The following is a 25404-nucleotide window of genomic DNA, read 5'->3' as shown; positions in this document are numbered from 1 at the left end:
CCCTCATACCCTGAGGGGCCTAAATAAAGTTATACATGAACATCAAACAAATTCTGCTCCTGGTATCGGCTATTGCAACTGGCTGTAACAAAGCCCCTGCCCCTACTATAGCTCCGGATACCAGGACCGTCAGTAACGGGGAAGAAAAAGTGGTGATCGATATCACGAAAAAATACCAGACCATTGAAAGTTTTGCAGCTTCGGATTGCTGGTACGCCAATTATATCGGCAACAGCTGGTCAGATAGTGAGCGCGAAGGGATTGCGAAGTTATTGTTTTCAAAGCGTGTAGAAAACGGGCAGCCCGAGGGAATCGGACTTTCAGGATGGAGATTCAACCTGGGAGGCGGAACCGCACAGCAGGGAGCAGCCAGTGACATTGAAGACATAAGCAGGCGGGCCGAAGCATTTATCGACCCCGTTACCGGATCAATAGACTGGACGAAACAGGCCGGACAGCAATACTTCCTGAACAAAGCCAAAAGCTACGGTTGCGAACAGTTTGTAATGTTCAGCAATACCCCGCCGGTTAACTTTACCAGGAACGGCAAGGGATATTCCGGCATGGGTGCATACTCGAATCTGAAAGATGAGCATTATGATGATTTTGCAGAGTATATGGCTTCAGTCCTGCAACATTTCAATAATAACGGCACCCGTTTTGACTACATCAGCCCCGTCAATGAACCCCAGCATAACTGGAATGAACCGGGACAGGAAGGGACTGCCTGGCAAAACAGTGAGATAAAAAAGCTGACGGTGGAACTGGACAAAGCGATTAAAGATAAAGGCCTTAATACCAAAATATTGCTGGCTGAGTCGGCTGCCTGGAACGATGTCTACGAGGCTGACGGTGATCCCGGTCGCAAGAATGTGATCAGCAACCTGTTCAATTCTGCTTCATCCAACTATGTGGGTAACCTGGAGCATGTAGCACCTGTTATAGCCGGTCATAGTTACTGGACTGACGGCACCTGGCAATCCCTGGTTTCCACCAGGACTAAAGTTGACCAAAGCGCTAAAGCAGCGGGACTTAAAGCCTGGCAGACCGAATGGAGCATGCTGGGAGATGGCTATAGTGAAAATGAATTTCCCGGCTTTGACAAAGCATCCTACATGGATATAGCACTCTATATGTCTAAAGTGATAAATTGTGACCTGGTGTACGCCAATGTCTCTTCGTGGTCGTACTGGACAGCGCTGTCTGCTGAAAGGTGGGGACATAAGAACAGGTTCCTCCTCATAAAAGTAACACCGGCAGGCGGCGATTACGGAGATATCCGGCAATCGGGAACCCATACTGCCACGAAAACCCTCTGGGTACTGGGGAATTACAGTTTATTCATAAGGCCCGGATATAAACGCGTTGACCTGCAGATCCAGGGCAGTTCAAAAGACCTGTTCGGCAGTGCCTTTATCTCCCCCGATGGTAAGAAAATTGTAGCGGTGTATACCAATCTTTCCACCCAGCAGTTTGACGCAAAAGCCCTCATCAAAGATACAGAGATTGCAGATATTAAAGCTTATACCACCAGTGCAAGCCAGGACATGGCTGAAAGAACGATCGCCGGCGGGCAAAGCCCCATTACAGTAAACCCCGGGTCAGTGGTTACAGTTGTTTATAATTTAAAATAATAGGTTCCGAAACAAGCACACACAAATATGAAACCGACATCCCTCTTCCCGATCTGGCTATTATTTCTCCTTTCCGTGCCCGTCTTCCTGCATGCACAGCCGGGCTTCGGCCAGCCGGAAAAAATCAATGCTGACTGGCTGTTTCACCTCGGCGACGTAAAAAACGGAGAAACTCCGGACATAAATGACCAGTCGTGGCAGCGGGTGAACCTGCCTCATGACTGGAGTGTTAAACAAGCCCTGAGCCCGAGCCTCGCCAGTGCTACCGGATATTTACCGGGAGGCATCGGCTGGTACCGGAAAAAGCTGACTGTTCCTAAGGACAGCGAAGGAAAGAAAACATTCCTTTATTTCGAAGGAGTGTACAACCGCAGCGAGGTATTCATTAACGGACATTCGCTCGGCATCCGTCCAAACGGCTATATCTCCTTTCTGTACGACGCTACCCCGTATATCCGGTATGGTGCGGAAAACATCATTGCAGTACGGGTAGACCACAGCAAATCGGCAGATTCCCGCTGGTACACCGGATCCGGCATTTACAGAGATGTCTGGTTAGTATCGGCAAACCCGGTACATATTGATCAGTGGGGCGTATATGCCTACCCGCAAGTAAAAGGGAACCAGGCATCGCTCCATACAGAGATCAGCCTGACGAACAGCTCTTCACGCAATGCAAGTCTGACGATCCGGAATGAGCTGATCGCTCCCGACGGACGTACAGCAGCAAATAAAACCAGTAAAATTGCAGTAAATGCAGGTAACGGGAACAAGGTAAAGTTTAGCCTCGCGGTGAAACAACCACAGTTATGGAGCCTGAACAGTCCTGCTTTATATAAATTACGCACAACCGTTCTGCAGGATGGTAAAGTAATTGACCAGTCGGTTGTCACCACCGGCTTCCGCACGTTTACATTTGATCCCGGCAAAGGATTTGCGCTCAACGGGCAATGGATGAAGATAAAAGGCGTATGCCTGCACCATGACTCAGGAGTACTCGGAGCAGAGGTGTATCCGGAAGTGTGGCGGCGCAGGCTGCTTACCTTAAAAGAGCTCGGGTGTAATGCTATCCGCACCAGTCACAATCCCCAGGCCCCGGGCTTATATGCACTCTGCGACGAACTGGGTTTGCTGGTGATGAATGAAGCATTTGACGAGTGGGAGTTTCCGAAACGCAAATGGCTGGAGGGATGGAATGTAGGTACGCCGGGCTTCGACGGTAATTTCGATTTCTTCAAAGAATGGGGAGAGAAAGACCTGGCCGACATGGTGAAGCGCGACCGGAATCATCTTTCTGTATTCGCCTGGAGCATCGGCAACGAGGTGGATTATCCTAATGATCCCTACTCCCACCCTGTGCTGGACGGAAGTCGCGAAGGCGGTTTTACACAGCCAATTTTCGGGGGATATAAGAAGGACGCTCCTGATGCCGGCAGACTTGGTGATATCGCAAAACGCCTGGCTGCTGTTGTAAGAACGTACGACAGAAGCCGGCCTGTCACGGCAGGGCTAGCAGGTGTAGCGATGTCCAACGAAACTGAATATCCTTCTGCTCTTGATATCGCCGGTTATAACTATACCGAGAGCCGTTACCAGACTGACCATGTAAAATACCCGAAAAGAGTGATCTATGGCAGCGAGAACCGGCATGACTTCGAAGCATGGAAAGCAGTGAGGGATAATAAACACATTTTCGGACAATTCCTCTGGACCGGCATCGATTACCTGGGAGAGTCCGGAAGATGGCCTTCACGGGGGTTCTATTCCGGGCTGCTGGACTTTGGCGGATTTATAAAGCCCCGTGGCCATTTCCGCCAGGCACTATGGGCAGATAAGCCAGTGGCTTACATCGGCACCTACCCAACTCCGGGAAAAGAGCGCGTGCAGCAGGCCAAAGATGTGTGGTCGGCAATGGAAGCAGAAAACGCCCAGGATAACGGAGAGGAAAAGGTCCCATCTATGGATGCCTGGCCCATCTGGAACTACCAGGAAGGCCAGTCAATAAGGGTGGTATGCTACACCAATGCAGCAAAAGCCCGCCTGGAACTAAACGGAAAGACCATTGGTAAAACCCTGGTACACAATGACGAGCATGGGATCATCCATTGGGATATCCCCTACGCGAATGGGAAACTGGAAGTTGTTGGCCTGGATGAGCACGGTAAAGAAACATGCCGCTACAGTATTCAGTCCTCAAAAAGGCCTAAAGCCCTCCGGATCATCTCATCAGAGAAAAGTATAACAGCAAATGGCGGTGTGGCCCAGATAGCCTTGCAGGTGGTTGACGAGGATGGTGTGCCCGTGATGCTTTCTGATAACGAGGTGACCTGCAAAATAATGGGACCAGCAGATCTGCTTGGCCTTGAGGCGGGCGATAACTCAGATATGTCTGATTACACGGATAACCGCCAAAGAGTGTATCATGGAAAAATGATCGCTTATATCCGGGCAAGCGGAAAAGCGGGTGAAAAAGTGCAGGTACGGTTCTCATCGCCCTGGCTCGAAGGTGTTGAGGCAGAGCTGGAGATAAAGTAAGATAAAACGAACTAAATCTGTAATTTACCAAAAGAGCTCTGTTCTTGTTTATAAGGACAGAGCTCTTTTGGTAAATTTGTTAAATGTCGGGGTGCTTACTTCACCAGGCTGGCGTCTGCTACTCCCAGCACTTCCGTAGAAAGTTCCCCTAACCAGCCCATGTTTGCCTGAATACCGGTCTGGATCTTAATGAAATGAATTCCCTGTAAATTCACGCTGTTTCCGCTGGCATCTATTGCGTTTGATATATCCAGCTTATCGAATCCTTCTCTCGCATTATCGGCATAACCGTATTCAAACGGAGAACTGGTGATGTAAGAAGGATTAGACATATTGATATTAACGGAAGGCAGGGAAGTTCCGGTCAGGGTGTATTCATTGCCGCTTATCCATAACGGGAAATAAGTCTGAGGATGATAGCTATTGGTCTTCACCACACCGGTATTGCCCTTATTATCTTTCCACGGCACATCTCCTGTAATAGGGTTCGGACGGGTGTAAGTAACAGAGTAATTGCGGACATAACCTGCCATCGCCGAAGCACTGCCCTTAAGCTCGTACCAGGTATCATCCGGCTTGCCGTTTCCATTCTGATCTTCCATCACCCAGACTACACCCGGTTCAGAAATCAAGCCGGCATTATTGTAAATGATAATGTCTTCCTTACCGGCTACGTTCGGTACTTTGTGATCAAACCCCAGTACGATATATCCTCCCCAGGCACCCAGGGTGACAGTTCCCCGCTTTCCCAATATTCCTGCTGCACTTTCCAGGTTTCCAACGTTCACGTTGATATACTGTCCCGGCGCCGGCAGATATTCAAACAGGCTGGAAACATACATCTTATTCGCTTCGGATACAGGTGTGGTTTTGGGCAGAACATTTACGGTGATTTTTTTGCTTGAGCTACTCCCTTCAGCAGAAGCGACATATTCAACCGCGTATGTCCCTGCCTTGTATTTTAACAGAACCAGGCTGTCGGCTTCGGATACGGTTTCGTCATTTACCTTCCATACACCTTTGTAAGTTAAGCCCTGAGGTGCTTTTACCTTAAAAAGTACGGTATCACCCAGTGCTATGTCGCCCTGTGCACTGGCAGATATGTCAATCTTATCCAGTCCATCCTGCTCTTTGTCCTTCTTACAGGAAAAGACGAACAATGTTGAAAAAGCTATTACCAGCGCGGTAATTTTACGATGTGTGTTATATTGTGTTCTCATATTCAGATTAAACACGAATGTAAATATGCTGGTATATCGAAATTCTAAAATGCAGATACCCGGTAAGTACCTTCATTCCAGCTTCAATCCCCGGAAGCCATGAATAAACATTCAGCATTGGCAGGTCTTCTGACTTGCTCCCCTCAACCCGGCCTTCCCGATTTACAGTGGCCAAAAGAATGGATTTTGGTTTCAGAGCTTACAGCTGCGGGACAGTTCCGGATTCACACCGGGATTCCCTTTTAATTCTGATCCGATACAGGAACAGAAACCAACGCTGGGCAAAGATATAAAAATCCGGGGAATTGGCGGTGGTAAGGGAAAAGCCTGGCATCTGTTCCCCCGGATCATGCTGTACATACAGCCTACTGCATCATCGAATAAATTTCAGAAAAGTAGATCGCTTCATCCATGGCCTGCTTAAACTGCTCGAAATCAAATTCTGCAAAGGTAAAGCTGATGTCACGGTTAGGAGTCCGCAGGATGATCCGGTCTATATCATCGGGAAAAGGAAGGCTGTTATCCCCGAACACAAGGTCGTTAATAACCTTTCTGAACGATAAGAACTCTTCTTTTGTAAAATTCAGCAGCAGGTTGTTGTGCCATATATTCATGCAATGGCAATCTAAACAATCGCTTACAACAGTTTGCTCAACGCTACTTAATATTCTTATTCTGCACATACAAATTCATTATCTGGTGATCTGTAGGGTCGCTCGCCGGTTCTTCTATGGGACCTGACGGATCAAATATAGAACATTATTTAAAATGATTCTAAATAAATGTTCTATATTTTAATAACCATTTGATGAATTTGCACGCTTATTAAAACCTACTTCACCTTCATCATCACTGTCCCATGCGGTGCCAGCGTATAAGTAAATGTTGCCCCAACTCCCGCCATATCCTTTTGCCTCCACAAATCACGGGCAGATTTGACCCGGCCAATTTTAAGATCATCCCATTTAATGTTCACCGCTTTATAATCGTTTGAGAGATTAAAAACGCCGATTGCTTTACTCCCATCTTCCAGTTCTTTTGCGTATACCTGGTATTCATCCCCCGTAAAAACGAGTTTTGCCTGTTTCCCAAGCACGTCCTGGTTAACGGCTATCACTTCGTCATTCGTGAGCAAACTAAGAGTAAAGTCGTCGAGCTGGCTGATATCACACCCAATTAGCAGCGGCGAAGCGAGCAGGCTCCATAAGGTAATGTGAGTATACTGTTCGTTCGGGGTAAGCCTGGTTTGCCTCAGATTGCCGCTCCATCCTACCTTGCCGACTATCAGCATATCCGGATCGTTCCATCTTCCGGGTTTAGCATAATCAGAGATCCTGTACTGCCGGAAGCCGATGTCGTATAAACTTTCCCAGGTATCCGTAATATCACCCGTGGTTCTCCAGCTGTTGGCGTCTGTCTCGGGTCCCCACTTCCAAACATCCCCCATTCCATACTGGCAGAGGCTGTAGTAGATATCACGGGGTTGATCCCTCAATGCTTTCTGCATCACGATATAGGGCTTCATGTAAGTTGCTCTCGATGTATCACTGCCGGCAACTTCGCCATAAGAACACCAGTCGTATTTCAGGTAGTCCACACCCCACTGATTGTAGGTTTGTGCATCCTGCAGCTCGTATCCAAGCGATCCCAGGTATCCACCGCAGGTGAGCCGTCCGGGAGATGAGTAGATGCCGAACTTCAGCCCATGGCTGTGAAGCCAGTCGCCAAGCTCTTTCATATCCGGAAATTTTTCGTTGGTACTGATCGTCCCGTCGGCATTCCGTTTTTCCGACTCCCATCCGTCGTCGATATTCATGTAGCTCCATCCATGATCAATCAGCCCTTTATCTATCAATGCCTGCGCAGAGCTTTTCACTTTATCCGAACTGACGGAAAGCCCCCAGCAGTTCCAGCTGTTCCATCCCATAGCAGGTGTAAGCGCAAGTAAGTCTCCGGCTTTTATGGTCATAACACGTTCATCCTTGCCCAGGGAATTAGCAACGGTTATTCTTACCGGGTACTCCCCTGTCTTTGCGATCGAGCCGCTGATAATGCCATTCGTTTTATCAATCCGCAAGCCCTCAGGCAGAGATGCAACACTGTACTGCAAAGGCTTTTTGCCGGTAGCAGCAATCTTATACAGGAAAGGAGATCCGGGTCTCACCCCGGCTATCATGGCTCCGTTTATCCGCGGCTTCGGCGATGCTTTTGGCGTAAGAATATAGGGCATAGGATCATCGGCCTCCACCTTCCCGCCTGACCTATTCTCTGTGAACACATACGACATTGTCAGTCCCTCCCGGTTGTTGCCGGTTACCTGATAGATTTTGCTCCCGCCAGCCGGTAAACTTACCGCATATTCTTTGCCGGAGATGATCTTTCGTGTACGGTCGTCCCTGGTAATTACCTTAAGGGTACCGGCAACGGCCATTTTATTCCTGTTGAGCACGCTGATCGCTTTGGAGGCAACACTGCCGGAAAAACGAAAGCCCTTACTCTTGTCAACAACGATCTTATCGGCAATATCCTGTATTTTGATGTAAGGCTTAGTGCTGTTGAATCCACCGTCGCCGCCCCCGTCATATACCCGTACTGCCAGTACATTATCGCCGTCCCAGTTTATCTGCATCCTGTTCAGCGGAATACGGTAAGTTCTTTCTGTGCTGTAAGCCGACTGGTACGTTATATTTTCTGAGGGGATCGTTCCTGTTTTACCAATTGGCCGGCCATTCAGGAAAGATTCATCGCAGTCATCAATATAGCCGAGATATACCACCAGGGTATCTTTTAACACAGATTTATCCCGGAAAGATGAAGGGATGTTAACATGAAACCGGTACCACGCATACCCATTGTAGTCTATTGCCTGTTTCTCCCAATGGCGGTCCGTGTTGATCGTTTTCCAGCCTGAATCGTCGAAATCAGGCTTCAGCCAGGCGGAATTGTCTCCTGTCTGAAATCTGGCCTGGCTTACGAAAATTTTGTTTTGAGCTCTGACTGTCAGAACGGTCATGAAGCAAATTAATGCGAATATTTTTTGCATGTGTTTATAATTGTAAAGCAAACATACTGAAAATTATAACTCATGTAATATGAAGATAAGAATTGAGGAACAGGGATATACGACAAGTATTTCAGGTAACAAGAAAGGCAGGGAATGCCCGGATAAAATGCACGTTAATTTAAGGATCAGATGAGCCCGTTCTTACAGGCAAAAGTAATGAGCTGGGCTGTATTTTTCACCCCTGCTTTATCTATGAGGTGCTGGCGGTGGCCTTCAACAGTCCGCCTGCTTGTAAAGATATGGTCGGCAATTTCCTGGTTAGTATAGCCGTCGGCAATTAATGCCAGTACCTCCAGTTCTCTCGCACTCAGGTTAAAGCTTGCCAATGCTGAGTCATCATAGGCGCGTGCTGCCCTTTTGAGCATCATAAGAGCCAAATCCATACAGATCACCTGCTTGCCACTGAAAACATGCCTGATTGCAAAAAGGAGTTCTTCGACGCTGGTGTTTTTTAACATATATCCCTGGATGCCCAGATTAAAAGCCTCGAAAATATACTTTTCATTATCCAGCATGGAAAGTATCATCACCCGGACATCAGGATATTTTTTCTGGATTTCCCCGGCAAGGGTCATCCCGTCCATCTCCGGCATACTGATATCCGTCAGAACCACATCGGCTTGCAGTCCCGATGATAACGCTGACAACACCTCCAGTCCGTTATCTGCCTCTGCCACAACCTCGATATCATCTTCTCTTTCAAGGATGCTCTTTAAGCCGTTTCTTACTACGACATGATCTTCTGCTAATATCAATCTAATCATGATCCTGGATTTAGCTACCATTTTAAGCAGTATGTGAACGTCTGCTGGTAACGCCTTCTATAGAACACAGATACAACTGAAAAAGTTTACCTGAAAACAGGTCCGGACATTGATCCGGACCCGGGGAAGAAGAACAAAAAAGGAGAGCGAAAAAATACAGTATATAATTTTTGACTTATTTAGTGTCGCGCCTGGTAACCTCGTGAGCAGCTCTTCTCGTCCTTTCTTCTGCAATCTTTACCTCATCCCGCTGAGTTAATGGCCACTCAGTTTTAAGCGCCTTGCGGTTTTCATTTTTCACATTCCCGGCTGCTGCCCGGAGTCCCTGATCCTCAGATCCCTCATATTTATTCATAACGCAGTGCTTATTGTTAACACTAATATAACACACTATTGTTCAATGAGTTTAGTTTCTTCATCATAAGAGGTATTTATACATTCAAAACAAGTATTATTCCCCATACCTTCAATGCCCGTCAGCACTAGACTCCAAAATTTTAGCGAAATCATAGCAGTAATAATACGTTCTACTGTCGCATTATCTGCCTGAACAGAAAGTCCGGCGCCATTTTCAACAGCGCCGGACTTTCTTATACATCATGAACCTAACGTGCTTACTTCTTCCGCTTCAGAACACCTGCAACCACTACAGCAGCAAGCGTCGCAAAGGCGATCTTCGTGACAAAAGCCTTCTGGTTGTATTTCCATTCAGCTTTCCAGCCCCATTCACTAAAGAAGTTCGGCACATGCCCTGCTTTAATGTCACTTATGATCCCTTCGTACACATTGACCCTGTCGGCCATGATCAGCGGGATCCAGTGGCGGTAACGATCTTCGCTATGCCTGAAAGCATACCGGCGTATCGCCCCGCTCAGGCCTGAAGGAGGCACGGACGTACCAAACACCACACTGGGCGCCGGCCGCTCGTTGGATTTCAGCAGTTCAACCGTCACGGGCTGCTGAGGCGACCGTTCATAGTTTATCCGGTTATGATCGTCACCCGTATAGTTTTTCATCGGATATGTCGGTTCATTATCCGGATCGGCATCCATGCCCCATCCGGGTATATTCTGATAATCAGTGTTGCTGATATTTTCCATGATATTAAGCTTTAGAGGATGGAACCAATACGGTCTTTATACAATTGTCCAGTTTGGAGGAGAATAAACGGTAAGCATCCGACACCTCTTCCAGGGGTATACGATGGGTGATCAGTTCTTTCGGGCTCAGGCGGCCTGACTGAACGTGCTCGATCAGCCTGGGCAGCAGGCGCTTTACCGAAGCCTGATTGGCACGCAGCGTGATCCCTTTATTCAGCACGTTCCCGATCGGCACATAATTAAACGGAGGCCCGTAAACGCCAACCACAGATACAATACCGCCTTTTTTAACGGAATTGATCGCCCATTGCAAAGCAGTCGCCGCACCCGCCTGCATGAGGGCTACCCTCCCTGTAAGTGTCTGAAGCGTGTTACCTTCCGCTTCGCAGCCTACACAATCAATGCATACATCCGCGCCATACCAGTCTGTAATTTTCTTAAGGAATACCACGGGATCTTCCATGGACCTGAAATTATAGGCTTCGCATTTCGCATAGTTCCGTGCGAATTCAAGACGGTAGTCAATATGATCGATGATAATCACACGCGAAGGGCCGAAGAACCAGGCACAGCGTGCGGCCATAATCCCGATAGGACCGGCACCAAAAACCACTACGGTATCGCCTTTTTTAATTCCTCCCATCTCGGCCGCCTGGTACCCGGTGGGTACTACATCCGTAAGAAGGACGGCATCATCCGGATCCATATCCGGAGGGATCACGGTAGGGCCAACATCGGCATAGGGCACCCGCACATATTCTGCCTGTCCGCCATCAAAGCCTCCCGCTGTATGCGAATAGCCAAAGATACCGCCAACTGCCGTCGCCATCGTATTCGACTCGTGGCAGTTTCCGTAAAGGCCCTGCTTGCAAAAGTTACATTTCCCGCAGGCAATGTTAAACGGCACGAGCACGTGATCGCCCACTTTCAGATTTTGCACCATTGGCCCAACCTCTTCCACAATACCGGTGAACTCATGCCCGAATGTCGATCCGACACGCGTGTCGGGCACCATGCCATGATATAAATGTAAGTCTGAACCGCAGATACAGGTTCGCGTGACCCGGACAATCGCATCCTCTGGATGCAGGATCTCCGGCATAGGCCTTTGTTCAGCCCGGACCCGGTAAGGCCCTCTGTAATTCATTGCTAACATAGATAGATTTTGTTTTAGATGTTTGTATAACAACCAACTGCATAAATCTATGTTTTGATAAATTGATCTTTAACAGCTAAAGCACAACCATGCCGGCTTCCTTTACCTCGTGGGGTGCATCAAAATGCTTCGCTGTCCTCTGGTAGTCAACCGGGCTTTTACCGGTCACTTTTTTGAAGTAACGGTAAAAACTGGCCTGGTTATAAAAGCCGCTCTGGAAACAAACCTCCTTAACATTATAAGTATTGCCGATCAGAAGCTTGCAGGCATGCCCCACCCGTAATTCATTTAAGAAATCGGAATATGTTTTGCGGCTCCGCGACTTAAAATATTTGCAGAAGAAACTCGGGCTTATATTTGCAACGGAAGCAATTTCCTCCAGTGTGATCTTCTTCTGAAAATTGGTGATGGAATAATTATAGATGGCGGTGATCCGGTCTTTCTCAGCATCCTGAAAATTATATTGAAAACCCAGTGAAGCCAGTTGCCTGCAATCCGGAGAGTGACTTATCCGGAGCAGTGCCTCCATCAGCAGCATGATCTTCCGGGCCCCGGATGCGTGTACGATCTGCTCAATAAGGTCACCTATGGCACCCGTATCGCCATTAAGCTGTATCCCCCATTTCGATCTGTCGAGCACTGACTTCAGATCACGGTTCTCAGGCAGGTTAAGGAATGTTTCGCCCCAGAAGTACTTGTTGAAATGAACCACGTAGACATCTACCTTCCCGGCACCGGATCCGGGGTTGAAATAGCAGTCATCAAACTGCCAGCAATGCGGAAGATCTGGTCCGATCAGTACCAGGTTCCCATGAGAAAAAGGGGTAATATTATCTCCCACAAACTGGTTGCCCGTACCTTTCCGGATGTAAATAAGTTCAACTTCAGGATGGTAATGCCACCGGCTGTTAATGTCAGGCAGGGTATCTCTTCTTGAGCTGAAAGAGTAATCCAGATCTTTATTCACATGTAGTAATTGCGGTTTCATATACTGGTTTGACGGTCAAATTTATACGGAATTATCCATTATCTTTTGATTTTGAATAATCAAAGACAATATCGCTTATTATTTGGATAAATCGATAAAATCAAGCAGTTTTTAAAATCCTTTCCTTTGCAGTAAATCCATAACGATGACAAACGAAATAAACACCGGGTTTCTGCAAATACATCCCTCCGATAACGTACTGGTTGCATTGGAAGACCTGAAACCGGGAACGGCTATACATTTTAACGGCGCCACGTTCCCGCTGGTCACAGACGTTGCGGCAAAGCATAAGTTTACCATCAGCACTCTGCAGCCTGATGATAAGATCGTGATGTATGGTGTGCTCGTCGGCCGGACTTGCACAGAGATCCCTGCGGGAAGCGTTTTAACCATTGATAATGTCAGGCATGATGCCGAAGAATTTAAACTTGGTGAACGGAAAACCAGCTGGACACAGCCGGACGTCTCCTCTCTCCGGCAAAAGACTTTCATGGGCTACCACCGGCATGACGGCTCCGTCGGAACCGCAAACTACTGGCTGGTCATTCCGCTTGTATTTTGCGAAAACCGCAACGTGAATGTTCTGAAGGATGCCCTTAGCGATAAACTCGGATATGCCAAACCAGCAGATTACGAATACGAAACGAATACCCTCATCGATATGTACCAGGCCGGCAAGACGGCTGAAGAGATTCTTTCCGCCGATCTCCATATACTCCCTGGCCAGCAGCCAGCCAAAAGGCTGTTTCAAAACATTGACGGAATTAAGTTTTTAACCCACGACATGGGCTGCGGAGGCACCCGGATGGATTCGGACGCTTTATGCGGTTTACTGGCCGGTTATATCACCCATCCGAACGTAGCAGGTGCTACCATCTTAAGCCTTGGCTGTCAGCATGCACAGGCTTCTATTCTTATGGAAGAGATTAAACGGCGGGACAGTAATTTTCAGAAACCGCTGATCGTGCTGGAGCAGCAGGCAGCCGGTACAGAAAAAAGTATGCTGCAGGAAGCACTTAAACGAACATTCACCGGCCTGATGGAAGCCAATAAAACGGAAAGAAAACCGGCTCCTCTCTCGAAACTATGTATCGGCCTGGAATGCGGAGGATCAGACGGATTTTCGGGTATATCTGCCAATCCCACACTGGGATTTCTTTCTGATCTGCTGGTAAGCCTTGGCGGAAGCGTGATCCTGGCTGAATTCCCGGAGTTGTGCGGAGTGGAACAGGAGATCAGCGACCGTTGTATCGAGGAACCGGTTGCTTTGCGGTTTATCGAACTCATGCGATCCTATAATGCACTTGCTGAAGCCGGTGGATCCGGATTCTATGCCAACCCTTCACCCGGGAATATCCGGGACGGACTGATCACCGATGCGATTAAATCCGCAGGTGCAGCGAAGAAAGGGGGCTCCTCCCCGGTTACAGACGTACTGGATTATCCGGAAAAGGTGGTTCGCCCGGGTCTGAACCTTTTATGTACTCCGGGAAGCGATGTGGAGAGCACAACCGCCGAAGTAGCTGCTGGTGCGAATATCGTACTGTTCACCACCGGCCTGGGCACTCCAACCGGTAACCCGGTGGCTCCGGTGATTAAGATCTCCACAAATTCTGCCCTGTACCACAAAATGCCTGACATCATCGATTTTGACTGCGGGACCATCATTGAAGGCAAGGAATCCATCCCGGAGGCGGCAATGCGATTGCTTGGTTACGTGCTGGAAGTGGCAGGCGGGAATGAACAGCCCAAAGCAGTGCAGCTGGGACAGGATGATTTTATTCCCTGGAAAAGAGGGGTCTCTCTTTAGCGGTTTCAGAGCCCCCCTGTTCTGACCTGGTTCGGAGATGCGCCGCTTTTGCTTCGCTTTCCCTTCGTTATTCCTTTGCTTGAAGACCGAAGTTCGAGCGACCGGTATGCCAAGCATTAGCTTATCAAAAGCGAAGGGATTCAGACTAAAGGCAGAACAGCACCCCTGTATCTCAGGATATTTTTTTTACTGTAGAATTCCTTACTATAAGTTCGGTTTCCAGTGTTTTAATGATCGGCTTCCAGAGAGCTGTTTCCTTATCCATGAGGTCCAGCAACAAGCCCATAGCTGTCCGGCCAATTTCTTTTACCGGCTGTGAGATCGTCGTCAGACTGGGTTCAATGAAGCTTGATGCATAATTATTACTGAATCCCACCACCGCTATATCTTCCGGGATACGCAGACCATGCTGTTTTATCACCTGGATCGCTTCTATCGCTGTCGGATCGTTGATAGCAAAAATGCCGTCGGGCGGGTTCTCCAGTTCCAGGAGGTGCCTGATATAGATCCGTACTTTACTTAATGTAAGATCGTAGGAAATGATCAGATCTTCATCAACCGGGAAGTTATATTTTCTAAGTGCATCCTCATACCCGTTCAGACGCTTCCGGCTGATCGCGAGCGAATCCGGCCCCGCCAGATGGGCAATCCTCTTCTTTCCTGTCTGAATAAGATGCTCCACCGCTTTAAAAGCCGCATCGTAGTCATCTACGACCACCTTGGGAACGGCCATCTCTTCGCACACCCTGTTAAAGAACACAATGGGGATGCCCTTGCGGTGGAATGTTTTCCAATGGTCGAAGTTACGCGTTTCCTTGCTCAAAGAAACCAAGACGCCGTCTACCCTGTTGGCAAGCATCACCCGTGAGTTCGCTACTTCTGTTTCATAACTTTCGTTGCACTGGCTGATCAGCACGTTATATCCCTTTTGTGCGGCAATCTCCTGGGCGCCTACCACCACCTGCGGAAAGAAGGAGGTCATAAACTCGGGAACGATAATTCCGATGGTTTTGGTTTTATTGGTTATTAAGCTAATGGAAAGCATGTTACGCTGGTAATCCATCTCCTGCGCTACTGCAAGTACCGCTTCTCTCGTCTCAGGCTTCACACTGGGATGCCCGGTTAACGCTCTCGAAACAGTTGATTTAGATATGCTGAGGTGCTTAGCAATGTCTATAATGGTTGTTTGATGGCTTTTCATGGAACTAATCTAATCTAAAAACAGGATAACCCAAACAGGGATCCCCGCCATTTTCATGAAACCGTTCCCATCGTCTGGGAACGGTTTCATGAAAATTACCCTGCATAAATACTAAAAGCATTGATAAAAGCTGGATACATTCGTTCATCAAACTCAGCTAATCATAACCAAAGGATAATTATGACAGATATTTACTCTTAAATCACACACTCTTTTTTGCCATTATAACAGGCCGACGACGGATCCTGATCCACCTCATATGGCCGGGATCCGCCACTAACCATTTAATAAAACCACAAGTAAACTATAAGTCAATGGTGAGTTATATCAAATCCCTTTTTTTACCATACTGCTTTTTGACCGTATTTGCAGCGTATGGCCGGAATGTCCCGGCGCCCGGCAAACCAGGGGCCCGGACTTTTGCTCCCGACACTTCAGGAGCAGACTCATTAACCGTGCTTAAACAGTTGATCTACTTTCAAACACCCGGAAAGTTATCAACTTCATCGGCTTCATCTGCAGAAGGTTCTGACTTCGCCAGAACACCTGTTATGTCTTATCCCCTGGCACTGGGGGGACGACTCCCGGGACTTAATGTTATCCAGGGAAACGGACAGCCTCTGAACGAAAGCTGGTCCATCTCATTGAGGAACCAAACCCCTCTGATACTGATTGACGGAATTCCGCGGTCGGTAACCGAAATAGGAATTGAGGAAATCGAATCTGTAACCGTTCTTAACGATGCTGTTGCAACAGCCATGCTGGGCATCAGGGGCTCTGGCGGCGCTTTGTCGGTCATCACTAAAAAAGGTATTTCCGGTAAGCAGCAGATTAGCGTCAATGTACAGACGGGCTTCCAGAGGTCACTCGAAAACCTGGTCTCCCGCCCCCTCGGATCCTACCAGTATGCCCTTCTTTATAACGAGGCGCTTAAAAATGACGGGCTTCCAGCCGAAACGTATGGCTTCGGCCAGACTGCCCTGGAAGGTTATCGTTCAGGATCTGATCCGTTCAAGTATCCGGATGTGAACTGGGCGGACCAGGTATTGAAAAATTCATCCATGTTTGCCCGGTACAATATCAATACAAGCGGGGGAAACAGGTTTGTTCGTTATTTCGTCAACCTGGAGCATGTCAGCCAGGATGGGATACTTAAGACAAGCGATATCAACAAATACAGTACGAATGCCAGTGCCAAAGGATACTTTGCCCGTTCGAATGTCGATCTGAACCTGACAGATCACCTGAGCGCCGGCATCTACATCCAGGGAAGGATCATCAACACCAATGAACCCGGAAATAACGGAACGGCTAACTTATTCTCCTCTGTTACTACCACACCCGGCAATGCTTATCCTGTGTACAATGAAAACGGGACATACGCAGGGCTTGCCAGGTTTCAGAACAATATAGTGGGACAGAACATTAGTTCAGGTTATTCCCAGGGAAATATACGGACTGTTTTGTCAGACTTCTACCTCAAAAGGGACCTGGAAGACTTCCTGCCGGGTATGTGGATAAAGGCAAGGGCTTCATTCTTCAGCAGCCTCAGGGAAAATATCACCAGGAACAAAACCTTCGCTGTGTTCGAACAGACAGGCGTGTCTGCTTCGGGAAGCCCCACTTACATGCAATACTCCAGCAACAGTCTCCAGGCTAATACAAACGGCATCAATTTCCAGAACCGCTCTGATTTTGAAGAACTTTCATTAGGGTATTCCAAAGAGCTCAACCGTCATGGCATCGATGCTGTGCTGCTTGCAAACCGGGATAACCTGGTTAACGGATCAAACCTTCCCTACACCATCCAGGGGATCGCGGGCCACACCTCGTATAATTATGACCAGAAATACCTCCTTGAAATTTCCTTCGCCTATAACGGAGCCAACCGCTATCCCAACAACGGAGGTTTCAGGTATGGCTTCTTCCCGGCAGCCGGGCTTGGCTGGATCGTCAGCAGGGAAAACTTTATGAAGAGCGTTACCTGGCTCAATCATTTGAAACTGTATGGATCTTATGGAAAAACAGGCCAGGATAAAGGGGCTTATTATACCTATCAGCAGATCTTCAGTACTTCGCCGGGTGCCATCTTCGGATCCAGTGCGGGGACTGTTACAACGGCGGAAGAAGCATTCCTGGCTAATCCGGCAGTGACATGGGAAAAGGCTAAAAAGCTTAACATTGGTGTTGAGGGCTCATTGCTGGATAACAAGCTATCATTCAGCACTGAGTATTATTCAAACCGCTTCAGCGACCTGAGCATCGTGCGGGGTACCAGCAACGGACTCCTCGGGATCGACTATCCAAATGAGAATATAGGCAGGGAGCGCTACAACGGCTGGGAAACGCAGATCAAATGGCAGCAGAAAAAAGCCCGGTCCGGCTATTTTATCTCTTTCAACGCCAGCTTCCAGGATTCGAAGCTGCTTTATAATGCAGAAGCATTTCAAAAGTACGACTGGATGAAACACACCGGTCAGCGCGTCGATCAGGCGTTCGGATATATCGCAGAGGGGTTGTTTCAGAGCGATGCCGAGATTGCCGGGCATGCCACGATAGAGGGATATAAACCCCAGCCGGGAGATATCAAATATAAAGATCTGAATAATGACGGATTGATCAATCAATATGATCAGACGGCTATCGGAGCAAGGAAGCCTACGGTCTTATTGGGATCGTTTTTGGGTTTCACCTGGCGGAACCTGGATTTTACAGCATTGCTGCAGGGGAAGATGAACCGGTATGTCAACTTATCCGGAAACAGCTACTGGGAGTTTCAGAATAACGGAAGCGGGCAGGCTTTTGAAAACCACCTGAACCGCTGGACTCCTGCCACTGCCGGAACGGCCAGCTATCCGAGGTTATCTACAGGCACAGGTCCGCAGGACGGCTCTGTGAACAATTGGGTGACTTCGAGCTTTTGGGTACGACAGGGAAACTACCTCCGCCTGAAGTCGGTAGAGCTGGGATATAAGATTCCGGTACGTTTCGCAGGAGGCGGAATTAAGTCTGTCAGGATCTATACGAACGGGCTTAATCTTTATACGATCAGTTCCAAAACGTTCGGAGATGCCGACCCGGAGAACTATAGTGGCTCCTATCCCATCCAAAAGATATTCAACCTTGGTGTAAACGTTCAATTATAGCCTTATTGACAAGATATGAGACGTTCCTTTATTTTGATTGTATTCTCTGTTGCAGTGCTGAGCTCCTGTAGTAAAAAGTTCGAGAATGAACCTGCAGACAGGAATTTCGAAGCCGATATATTCGATCCCAAAGACCAGAAAGGGACCGGAGCCAAACAGTTCCTGTTTGATATTTACTCACTCCTGCCCGGCGGCTTTAACCGGATAGACGGAGATTACCTGGATGCCGCTACCGACGACGCTGTTCCGTCTTCTTTTGCATCGGGTATCGTCCTGTTTACCAATGGTCAGTTGAATTCGGTCAACTATCCGGACAACAACTGGAAAAACTGCTACTCGATCATCCGGAAGAGCAATTTCTTTCTGAAACATATCGGTGTGGTACCGATTCCCGAAGCAACCATGAAGAACCAGGTGGCGGAGGCCCGCTTTCTTCGTGCATTTGCCTATTTCGAATTATTGAAAAGATATGGAGGCATCCCGCTTATAGGAGACACGATCTTCTCCCTGAACGACGACCTGAACCTGCCGCGAAATACTTTTGCGGAGTGTGTAGACTATATTGCTGCGGAATGTGATGAGGCCGCCGCCGGTCTGCCCGCAGGGTCAGCCATCGCTACTACAGATTTCGGCCGCGTTCCTTCAGAGGCAGCACTGGCGCTGAAATGCCGTTTATATGTTTATGCTGCCAGTCCGCTCTACAACGGTGGTGGATTTGAGTCTAACAGCCAGCTGAAAGCGCTTACGGGATATCCTGATGCAGATCCCGCCAGATGGCAAAAGGCCATCGATGCAGCACAGGCGCTGGTCAGCTTAACATATTATAAACTTCCTTCCGGGTCAGGATCTACAGCCTATTCAGCTGTTTTCACCACCAAGATCAATACGGATATTATATTATCCAAACAATCAGCGGCTTCCACCTCCATTGAAGTAAACAACGCGCCCGTCGGCTATGTTGCGCCTGCGGCAAGTAACGGCAGGACGAGTCCGACGCAGGAGTTTGTAAATGCCTTTCCCAAACTGGACGGCACTCCGTATACTGGCTCAGTTACCGACGCAGGTCAATATACCGGCAGGGACCCCCGCCTGGCGTCCATGCTGTTCTATAATGGGGTAAAATGGCTGAACAGGCAGATCGAGACGTTCGAGGGAGGTCGCGATAAACCCAATGTTCCGTTTAAAACACAAACGCGTACTTCTTACTACCTGCGCAAGTTTATGGGAGATTTCTCTTCCTCCACTTCCTACTCTAACCAAAGCCATAATTTCCCCTATTTCCGCTTTGCAGAAGTGCTGCTGAACTATGCAGAAGCTTTAAACGAAGCCGGCAGAACGGAGGATGCAGTAGCTCCCCTTAAGCTGATCCGGGCACGGGCGGGAATCACTGCCGGTATCAACAGCAGATACGGCATTAAGGCCGGTATCGGACAATCAGAACTGAGGGACCTGATCAGGAACGAAAGACGTATTGAGCTGGCGTTCGAAGAACACCGCTTTTGGGATGTCAGAAGATGGAAGATCGCGGGCACCGTTTTAAACACCACTCTTAAGGGGTTAAAGATCACGAATGACGGTGGCTCCCTGTCGCTTCAGGAGCAGGGGGTGAGCACTATCGTCTTCCATGATAAATTCTACCACATGCCCATTCCCTATAATGAAATGATCAGGAACCCAAAACTTGTTCAGAACGAAGGCTACAACTAGGTTTCAGGAGATCTAAAAAAAAGAATAAAATGAAAAGAAGACTATCTATATTTTGTGTATGTTTTCTGTATTGTCTCAACCTGTTGAGCCAGACAAAACGAATCACAGGTTTAGTAAAAGATAAATCGGGGCCGCTGCCAGGGGTATCTGTTTCGGAAAAGGGAAACCCATCAAACGGAGTAAGTTCAGACGTGAACGGAAAATTTACACTCACGCTGAAGCAAAGTAATGTGATCATCCTGTCATCCATCGGATACCTAAAAAAAGAGGTCTCCGTAGCCGGTATGAGTTCTGTTGTGGTAGACATGCAGGATGACTCCAAAAGCCTGGAAGAGGTAGTGGTGATCGGGTACGGACAGAAAAAGAAGGTGACACTCACGGGGGCAGTGAGCGTCGTGGGGGGCAAAGAAATACGGCAGAGCCCGTCGCCCAGCCTTCAGAACACAATGGCCGGAAGGCTCACCGGGTTCACCAGCCAGCAAAGAGGCGGACAGCCAGGGAAAGATGCTGCCGCTTTCAACATCAGGGGCGTAAGCTCCTATACCGGGAATAACAATCCACTGATCGTGGTGGACGATATTGAATTTACCTATAATGAATTTGCTTCCCTCAATGCCAATGAAGTGGAAAGCATCAGTATCCTGAAGGATGCGTCTACAACGGCTATTTATGGGATCAAGGGGGCTAACGGAGTGGTGCTGGTCACCACCACCCGCGGAAAAGCGGGTAAGCCGCGTATTACTTTCCAGTCGGAATATGGGCTGAATCAGCCCACCCGGCTTCCTAAACAGCTGGATGCATACGGAGCAGCCTCCATACTCAGGGAAGCACAGATCAATACCAACAATTTAAATCCCAATCCCTCCTTTAAACCAACTTTTTCGGAAGAAGACCTGGAACTTTTTAAGAGCGGCACAGATCCGTACGGACACCCTAACAACGACTGGAAAGACCTGCTTTTCAAGGAATATGCGCCACAGGCAAGGGCTAACTTCGACATAAACGGGGGAACGGACAGGGTAAAATACTTTGTATCGGTAGGTTATTTGAATCAGGGCGGACAACTTAAAGACTACGGAGTGGACCTTGACAGCAGGTATTATTATAAGCGGTATAACTACCGGTCGAACATCGACCTTGCTGTAAACAAGGGTCTGGATGTCCGTTTTGACCTGTTTGGAAATGTCGGAGAGATGAATCAGAACAATGCGAGCGTAGATAACGCCGGGGTAATGTTTGCAGACCTGGGAAGAGCTTATGACACCGCTCCTTACAATTATCCTGTTTATAATCCCGACGGAAGTTTGGGTTATAGTGTGTGGCAGCGTACTGCTACAGGCCGAAATAAAAACAATCTGATAGGACGGCTGATGTACAACGGCTATATCCGTAATTTCACCAACAACATCAACCTGGTAACATCTGCGAATCAGAAACTTGACTTTGTGACAAAAGGCTTGTCGGCTAAGCTGGTCCTCTCCTACCGGAATCTTTACGGCTATGAACGGAGCATGCAGCGGCCCATCGATGGATCCGGATTTGTCTCCTACGTTTATGCCCCTAACACCAACACCTATTCTTATGGAATGAAAGAAGATTCGTACCGGATCACCACTCCATATATGGTATACAACCCGGGAAGCACTAACAGAGCTGTCACCCTTCAGGGATTTCTGAACTATAACAGAGCTTTCGGAAAGCACCATTTCTCGGGACTGCTCCTGTACAATATTAACACTAAAACTGCCCAGAATACCAGCGATAATGATTACAACTTTATTCCTGAAAAGTTCAGGGGATATACAGGCAGGATCGGGTACGACTACAACCAGCGCTATCTTTTCGAGATAAGCGGAGCATACAACGGAACAGACCGTTTTTATAAAACCAGGCGGATGGGATTCTTTCCATCGGCAACTGCAGGATGGAATATTTCTGAAGAGGAATTTTTTAAGAACAACATAGGATTTGTGGATCGTCTGAAACTCCGGGGATCATACGGCCTTGTCGGGGTCGACAATACAGGTGGAGTTTACGCTTACAAACAATCGTATACTTCGGCCAGCGGAACGGGCCTCTTTGGGTTGGCTACAAATAACAGTTATTCCACCGTGACAGAAGGAAGCCTTGCCAATAATGATGTCGGATGGGAAAATGAAAAAAAGCTGAACATCGGGCTTGACTTTTCTATGTTCAGCCAGAAACTGACCGGCTCGGCAGACTGGTTTAATAACAACCGCTACGATATTATAAGCGGCAAGGGTACGGTGTCGGCCATCTTCGGACAGGGATTACCTCTTTTCAACTTGGGAAAAACCAATAATAAGGGATACGAAATAGAACTGGGCTATCAGGACAAAGCAGGAAGAAACTGGCAGTATTCGGTCAAAGGAACGTGGTCGGTGGCTAAAAACAAGATCGTCTTCAGGGATGAAGCACAGACCCTTTATCCATGGCAGGCCTCTACCGGGCGGGCAATCGGCGCGGTCATGAAATACTCCTGGACAGGAGAATACTATACCGAAGCCGAATTAGCCGACCCATCTGTTCCTAAGCCGACAATTGGCGGCCGGCCGGGCGATTTCAAATATAAAGACCTGAATGCAGACGGGGTTATTGACGGATATGACCGTTCGTATTTCGGATATACCAATCTTCCAAACACCGTATATGGCCTCACCCTCGGTCTCAGCTATAAAAATTTAAACTTTACAGTACTATTCCAGGGGGCTGCAAACGTGGTTGCCAGCGCACAGGGAGCTGTCATTCATCATGTCACGACGAACGCCATGCCCATCCACCAGGAACACTGGACTCCGGAAAGAGGAAACAGCGCCAAATACCCACAGCTCTATACGAGCGCAATGGATCAGAGTCCCAGGGACTACTATTCAGACTTTTGGGCCATTCCAGCCGACTATTTGCGGTTGAAGACAGCCGAACTGAGTTATAGTTTTGGTGCAAAGTTTCTCAGCAAAACTCATCTGAAAGGGCTCCGGGTTTATACGAACGGGTACAACTTACTGACGTGGACCAAGCTCGACAAGCTGTACGATCTGGATCCGGAACTTACTGAATCTTCTGATTCGCTTCCCTATCCTCCTACCAGGATCATGAATTTCGGTGTTAACATTACTTTTTAACAGGCAATATGAGAAAGAGCATATTTGTGATCATCCTGTCTTCTGTTTTAGCCTCATGCGCTAAAACAGGCTTTCTGGATGACAAGACCAACGGATTAACAGAAGATGTAGTCTTTTCGGACAGTATCCAGTCGATTAACTTTCTGAACCGGATTTACGCAGATGCCGGGTACAGTTTTGGTCCCTCGAGGTATACAGGATCAGGCGGTTCAGGGAATTCTGAACTGTGCACAGACAATGCAGAAGGTTCCAACAACACTGCTGTACCTGCCGATTCCTATGTGCAGGGTGCTTTGTCTTCCATCTCGGTAAACAATGGGTTTGCGACCGATAAGGATTACTGGAACACTCCCTATAAAAATATAAGAAGAACGAACCTGCTGTTGTCGAAACTTCCGGAAACTCCCTTTGCCGACGTCACGAAAAAGCGTATGAAGGGGGAATTAAGATTCCTCCGTGCATGGTACTACCATTATCTTCTGATTGCATTCGGAGGGATACCGGTACTGGAAGACAAGGTATTTGAAGCGAATGACGTACCGCGTGTCCCCAGAACCAGTTATGCAGACTGTATCAGCTACCTGGTATCGGAGCTTGATGGCGCGGCATCAGACCTGAGAGATGTGGTGTACAAAGATGCTGACTATGGAAGAGTTACCTGGGGCGCCTGCCTGGCTTTAAAATCGAGAGTTCTAATGTATGCTGCGAGCCCGCTTTTTAACGGAGGTGGAGTTGCAGGTGATACCGAGCTTAAAGCTGTTCTGGCTTATCCTTCTTTTGATAAGAACCGCTGGCAAATAGCGGCAGATGCAGCCGAAGCCGTCATCAATACGGGCTTGTATTCCCTGTATGTTGACAATACCACCCGGCCGGGTTATGGCTTTTACCAGGTATTCTTAAAGCGTGTGAACCCCGAATATATCTTTTCTTTTAACCGTCCGGCACAAAAGGAGTTTGAAACTTTCTTTTTGCCTCCATCCCGTTCGGGGAATTGTACCATGCGCCCAACGCTAAGCCTGGCAGAATCTTTCCCGATGATTGACGGAAAAAGTATTCGGGAGAGTTCCCTGTTTGATGCAAACGACCCGTATGCAAACCGCGATCCCAGGTTCGGCAATTCCATTATCCACAACGGCATGATGTATATGAGCAACAACGGAACCAAAACAGCGATCCAGACTTATATGACCGCGAATGGATTTACCAATACCTCGACAGATGCTTACACCATAGTCAATAAATATACCGGCTTTTTCTCCAGGAAAATGCTCGATGAAAATTTAACAGGGACATCCTCGGGCACCACCGAACGGGCCTGGCCATTGATCCGCTACGCAGAGATCCTGCTTAACTATGCTGAGGCAATAAATGAAGCAGGATATCCGGAAAAGGCTTATCCTAAATTAATTGAATTACGAAACAGGGCCGGGATCCGGGCAGGGTCAGACGGCATGTACGGGTTGAAAAAGGATATGACCGTAGAGGAAATGCGCGACATCATCCGGAATGAAAGGAGAATTGAACTGGCATTTGAAGATCAGCGTTGGAATGATATCAGGCGCTGGAAAATAGCCTCCACCGTTTTAACTGGTTTTAATACCGTTCACATTCTCACAAAGACCAGTGCCACTACTTATAATTACACAACCGGATACTCTATGAGACAGCTGAAGTTCAGGGATGCCATGTATCTGCTGCCGATTCCATTAACGGAAATTCAGAAAATGCCGGTATTGAAACAAAACCCGGGATATTAAAATCACACATTTCTTTCCTCTGAAAATCAGGCACCTGCAGATACGTTCTGCAGGTGCTTTTTGTTTTAAGTGCCCTGCCCTGCTTCTGCAAGCGAAAACCAGAGGACGCCGGACAATAAAAGACTTTTTTGTATTTTATTATGCAGCAGCAAAATAAAAAGATACTTTTGTCTTTTATT

At 47.9% G+C, this 25404-nt stretch carries 16 protein-coding genes and 1 riboswitch; of the genes, 7 read left to right on the top strand and 9 right to left on the bottom strand.

The window, feature by feature from the left end; translation table 11 throughout:
• The first annotated feature begins 35 nt into the window (after nt 1–35).
• Both DDR33_RS22655 and DDR33_RS22650 read left to right on the top strand, forming a co-directional pair.
• Nucleotides 36–1634, top strand: a complete 1599-nt coding sequence (locus tag DDR33_RS22655; protein ID WP_109418087.1) for a glycoside hydrolase — start codon at nt 36–38, stop codon at nt 1632–1634.
• A 27-nt stretch (nt 1635–1661) separates the two neighbouring features.
• Nucleotides 1662–4169, top strand: a complete 2508-nt coding sequence (locus DDR33_RS22650) for a sugar-binding domain-containing protein (RefSeq protein ID WP_109418086.1) — start codon at nt 1662–1664, stop codon at nt 4167–4169.
• 95 nt (nt 4170–4264) lie between these two features.
• Here DDR33_RS22650 and DDR33_RS22645 read toward each other — a convergent pair whose 3' ends face one another.
• From DDR33_RS22645 to DDR33_RS22610, 8 genes are all read right to left on the bottom strand, one after another.
• The gene (locus DDR33_RS22645; protein WP_238387908.1) at nt 4265–5389 is read right to left on the bottom strand and encodes a cell surface protein; all 1125 of its coding nucleotides are present in this window, start codon (nt 5387–5389) and stop codon (nt 4265–4267) included.
• A gap of 102 nt (nt 5390–5491) precedes the next feature.
• A riboswitch (cobalamin riboswitch) is annotated at nt 5492–5680 on the bottom strand.
• Between the two features lie 74 nt (nt 5681–5754).
• Nucleotides 5755–6072, bottom strand: a complete 318-nt coding sequence (locus DDR33_RS22640) for a DUF6686 family protein (RefSeq protein WP_317047469.1) — start codon at nt 6070–6072, stop codon at nt 5755–5757.
• 149 nt (nt 6073–6221) lie between these two features.
• Nucleotides 6222–8432: a putative Ig domain-containing protein gene (locus DDR33_RS22635; RefSeq protein WP_109418084.1), complete on the bottom strand. Its 2211-nt coding sequence runs from the start codon at nt 8430–8432 to the stop codon at nt 6222–6224.
• 146 nt (nt 8433–8578) lie between these two features.
• Nucleotides 8579–9217 (bottom strand): response regulator transcription factor, encoded by a 639-nt coding sequence (locus DDR33_RS22630; protein ID WP_109418103.1) that lies wholly within the window; start codon nt 9215–9217, stop codon nt 8579–8581.
• 175 nt (nt 9218–9392) lie between these two features.
• Entirely contained in the window at nt 9393–9572 is a 180-nt protein-coding gene (locus tag DDR33_RS22625) for a hypothetical protein (RefSeq protein WP_109418083.1), read from the bottom strand.
• A gap of 259 nt (nt 9573–9831) precedes the next feature.
• Nucleotides 9832–10317, bottom strand: a complete 486-nt coding sequence (locus tag DDR33_RS22620) for a hypothetical protein (protein WP_109418082.1) — start codon at nt 10315–10317, stop codon at nt 9832–9834.
• A 4-nt stretch (nt 10318–10321) separates the two neighbouring features.
• Nucleotides 10322–11473 carry a zinc-dependent alcohol dehydrogenase gene (locus tag DDR33_RS22615; RefSeq protein WP_109418081.1) on the bottom strand — a complete coding sequence of 384 codons (1152 nt, stop codon included), beginning with the start codon at nt 11471–11473 and terminating at the stop codon, nt 10322–10324.
• Between the two features lie 76 nt (nt 11474–11549).
• Nucleotides 11550–12461: an AraC family transcriptional regulator gene (locus tag DDR33_RS22610; RefSeq protein WP_109418080.1), complete on the bottom strand. Its 912-nt coding sequence runs from the start codon at nt 12459–12461 to the stop codon at nt 11550–11552.
• A gap of 145 nt (nt 12462–12606) precedes the next feature.
• On the opposite strand from DDR33_RS22610, the gene DDR33_RS22605 reads away from it, so the two are divergent.
• Nucleotides 12607–14271: a UxaA family hydrolase gene (locus DDR33_RS22605; RefSeq protein ID WP_109418079.1), complete on the top strand. Its 1665-nt coding sequence runs from the start codon at nt 12607–12609 to the stop codon at nt 14269–14271.
• A 172-nt stretch (nt 14272–14443) separates the two neighbouring features.
• On the opposite strand, the gene DDR33_RS22600 is transcribed toward DDR33_RS22605, so the two are convergent.
• Nucleotides 14444–15472: a LacI family DNA-binding transcriptional regulator gene (locus tag DDR33_RS22600; RefSeq protein WP_109418078.1), complete on the bottom strand. Its 1029-nt coding sequence runs from the start codon at nt 15470–15472 to the stop codon at nt 14444–14446.
• A 356-nt stretch (nt 15473–15828) separates the two neighbouring features.
• Between DDR33_RS22600 and DDR33_RS22595 the strand changes: the two genes are divergently transcribed.
• The 4 genes from DDR33_RS22595 to DDR33_RS22580 are packed head-to-tail and all read left to right on the top strand — an operon-like array spanning nt 15829 to nt 25225.
• The gene (locus DDR33_RS22595; RefSeq protein ID WP_158280835.1) at nt 15829–18618 is read left to right on the top strand and encodes a SusC/RagA family TonB-linked outer membrane protein; all 2790 of its coding nucleotides are present in this window, start codon (nt 15829–15831) and stop codon (nt 18616–18618) included.
• 15 nt (nt 18619–18633) lie between these two features.
• Nucleotides 18634–20325 (top strand): RagB/SusD family nutrient uptake outer membrane protein, encoded by a 1692-nt coding sequence (locus tag DDR33_RS22590; protein WP_109418076.1) that lies wholly within the window; start codon nt 18634–18636, stop codon nt 20323–20325.
• Between the two features lie 29 nt (nt 20326–20354).
• The gene (locus DDR33_RS22585) at nt 20355–23468 is read left to right on the top strand and encodes a SusC/RagA family TonB-linked outer membrane protein (protein WP_109418075.1); all 3114 of its coding nucleotides are present in this window, start codon (nt 20355–20357) and stop codon (nt 23466–23468) included.
• A gap of 8 nt (nt 23469–23476) precedes the next feature.
• Nucleotides 23477–25225, top strand: coding sequence for a RagB/SusD family nutrient uptake outer membrane protein (locus DDR33_RS22580; RefSeq protein WP_109418074.1), 1749 nt, complete (start codon nt 23477–23479; stop codon nt 25223–25225).
• Nucleotides 25226–25404: the final 179 nt, after the last annotated feature.

Origin of the sequence: Pararcticibacter amylolyticus, from assembly GCF_003130405.1 — a bacterium.
Taxonomy (GTDB): domain Bacteria; phylum Bacteroidota; class Bacteroidia; order Sphingobacteriales; family Sphingobacteriaceae; genus Arcticibacter; species Arcticibacter amylolyticus.
This window is presented reverse-complemented; position numbering and strand designations above follow the sequence as displayed.